Origin of the sequence: Neobacillus drentensis, assembly GCF_036966985.1 — a bacterium.
Classification (GTDB): domain Bacteria; phylum Bacillota; class Bacilli; order Bacillales; family Cytobacillaceae; genus Neobacillus; species Neobacillus drentensis_E.
The window spans coordinates 1-3,034 of sequence record NZ_JBALSN010000106.1 but is presented as its reverse complement, the minus strand read 5'-3'; the positions used below and the strand labels follow the sequence as shown (position 1 = coordinate 3,034).

2 protein-coding genes and 2 pseudogenes are annotated in these 3,034 nt (G+C 35.7%); all 4 read right to left on the bottom strand.

Features of this window, described 5'->3' with window-relative positions; all coding sequences use genetic code 11:
• Positions 1-241, bottom strand: a 241-nt coding sequence (locus V7659_RS07340) for an alpha/beta fold hydrolase (RefSeq protein WP_420491709.1), incomplete at its 3' end; no start/stop codon positions are given.
• 170 nt (positions 242-411) lie between these two features.
• Positions 412-1,611 carry an MFS transporter gene (locus tag V7659_RS07335; RefSeq protein ID WP_335539084.1) on the bottom strand — a complete coding sequence of 400 codons (1,200 nt, stop codon included), beginning with the start codon at positions 1,609-1,611 and terminating at the stop codon, positions 412-414.
• A 466-nt stretch (positions 1,612-2,077) separates the two neighbouring features.
• Positions 2,078-2,498, bottom strand: a pseudogene (locus V7659_RS07330) (flavin reductase family protein).
• A gap of 29 nt (positions 2,499-2,527) precedes the next feature.
• Positions 2,528-3,034, bottom strand: a pseudogene (locus V7659_RS07325) (serine/threonine protein kinase); the annotation flags it as partial.

Genomic DNA, 3,034 nt, shown 5'->3' with positions numbered 1-3,034 from the left:
CTCCCCCATTTTTGGGGTATGACTCAGGATGATCTGTATTTCCAAAACCGAAAATATCTGGTGCCACCACATGAAAATTCTCATTGAAATGTGGTAATATGTGCTGCCAGTTTGATTTAGCACTTACCCCTGGTCCGCTCCCATGAAGAAAAATAATGGTTTCGGAGGAGTTTTTACCGCCTTCATGAATAAATGATTGATAGTTTCCTGTTGGAACCTTCTTTGTTTCAAGAGCTGTCATATCCTTACCCTCACTTTGAAAAATAATTTTTAATCATAATTATCTTAATGGTAAAATTCTAGTTCTTCATAAATACTACTAAAATAGTAGAAATATCGGCATTAAAAGCGCTTTCATTAACTAACTATAATTTTACCTATGTTTNNCATCATTTTAGCTCCAGTTAAATTTTATTGACTTATAGTAACCCCCATGTCTCGGTTCGGTTTCTTTACCGAAATTGCCCAAATTAAAGCTAATACAAATAATCCAATTGCACTAACCGCTAATGGGAATCTACCAATATCTTGGTTAAATAGGGTCTGAATCATCTGGAATCCAAATGGCCCCAAGATTCCACCTATCCCTTGGCCAGCAACTACTAATCCGACACTAGAGGAAGCACCAACAGGAGTTAGTTCAGAAACCCTTGTGAATACCCCTGGAAGGCCAATTCCCATTGCAAAACCACCAATTACGCTTCCAATAAAAATCATAATTAGTGTAGGAGAGAAGTAACAGATGGCCATCCCAATCCCTGTAATAAAAACTGCAAGGGGTAAATACATGGTTGGAAGCTTGTGTTTAATCTTTCCGAATAAGAACCCTGCTATCAGAGTGCCAAAAGTAAATATCGATATAGCCATACCTGCTTCTGTTGCATTACCTAGCTTATCCGCTTGAATTACAACCGACATATTTGTCACATAGCCAAAAATTAGTGCAGAATAAAAGATCTGTCCAAGACTTACCCAATAGATTGCTTTTGGTAATTTAACCTTTTGACTGGATTGAGATCCAGCAGCTTCGAGAGCTTGTTTCTTTTCAGGCTCAGGCAGGTAAAGGATTGTGATTGCAAGGATCCAGATTGGGAATAGATACGTTAAGAAACCATAATGCCAGCCATAGGCGTCGGCTAAAATCCCACCCACTAATTGAAAGAATATTGCTCCAATACACGCAATCGTTGAAGTACCAAATCCAATCAAGAAATCTCTTTCTCTACCCTCAAAGAAATCGGTAATAACATCGACCGATAACGGCATAGTAATCCCAACACCTAAACCTAGAATCCCCCGCATAGCAATAATCAGCCATAGATTATCCATAAACGTTGGAAGAACTCCGCCGATGATGAAAAGACTCAAACCGACAAATAACAGCGTTCTTTTCTTGAATGTTTTGGAAAGTTTACCATAAAAGAGTGCAGGAACGATTTGAATTAATCCTGGAAAGGTAGCAACCAACATAACGATCGTGGGGTCATATTGTGGAAATGCCTTAATTATGTCTGCCATAATTGATCCTGCTACCCCTGCAGCTACATCTTGGAATGCAAGAATAACAACCAAAAACTTTAGAAAATTTCTGCTGATTGTCTTTACTGCCATTGATAAACCTCCCTTATATTTCATAAACTATCACCCATGATACAGGAGAACAAATGAATCCGCTTTCATTAATTGCATTATCGAGCGAGAAACTGTCGCTTTTGTTGGCCTTCAAAAACAACAGCATTAAAATTTTACATTCACTTAACTAAAATTTTAATGAAACATTTTTTAATCTATAGATTGTAAAAATCGGTAAAAAAAGCGCTTTTCTTCACTAACTGTAATTCTACATAGGTAATATTTACTTGTCAATATATTCTAAATATTTTTTATTTTTAGACTAAACTTCATTATTTCGCGAAAACACACAAAAAATGCCCTGAAGATATCAGCGCATTTTTTAATAGTTTCTAATTAAGTAAAATTTCACAGTAATTCGAAGGTNNTCGAAGGTATTTGAATCTATTTTTTAAATTTCTTTTAAAATATAGTAAAAAACTTACGAAACTGATTGATTCTTTATTTACTCATCTACAAGCGATCGATATTTTCCACTAAAATAAATTAGCGGGTCCGAATCCTCCAGGTTAATACTAGTTACCCGGCCTATAAAAAGGGTATGGTCTCCTTCCACATGCTCAGCCGATACTTCACATGTAATTTGAGCCACAGCTCCTGGTAAAACCGGGATTCCTTCAAGACGTTCAAACGCTACTTCTTGTTGATTTTTTAACTGCCCCGCAAATATCATTGATAATTCTTGTTGTTTCGCAGCAAGTATATTGACCGAGAACTTTTTGCTTTGTTTTATTTTTTCAAGCATTTGTGCTTTTTCAGCAATCGAAATGACAACAAGTTTTGGATTAAGCGAAACATAGATAAAGGCATTCGCAGTCATTCNNNGCAAATTTCCCCATTGCGTTTCGAAACTGACGGTCATCCATAATTACACCTCGCTAAATTTTATTATTTTTTAGCCTTTCTTCTTCAAACGACGATACATCCGATATCCTTTCCGCATTGCATCAACCATTAAAAAAGGGATTGGTGGATGATATTTATATATATATGGCAAATAAATCTTATAATAAGCTTTTTTTAAATCTTTCCATTTCCTACAAAATCCCTTTTTATAAAAATCGGATATATCAACAATATATCCTCTGCCCTCAAACATGACGACATTTTTCCCATGGACATCATAGGGATTTAATCCAACTGACCTTGCATAATCTAAACCGGAATCAATATCTTTAATAACTGATTCAGGAATTGGAACCCCCTTTACCAGGGCATCAAACAAAGTGATACCTTCAAGCTTTTTTAAGATTAAATAATTTTCCCCATAATCATACAGAGTAGAATAACTTTTATGATTTCCTAATCGTTTATATACTTCAATTTCCTTCTTTAGTTCCTCATGATTTCGCCCATATACTTTTACAACCCATTCTGGCTTTGCATCAAGCAAAAATACCCC

Coding starts and splice junctions, on each gene's coding strand:
- V7659_RS07335 (WP_335539084.1), bottom strand. CDS start 1,611: ATGGCAGTAAAGACAATCAGCAGAAATTTTCTAAAGTTTTTGGTTGTT.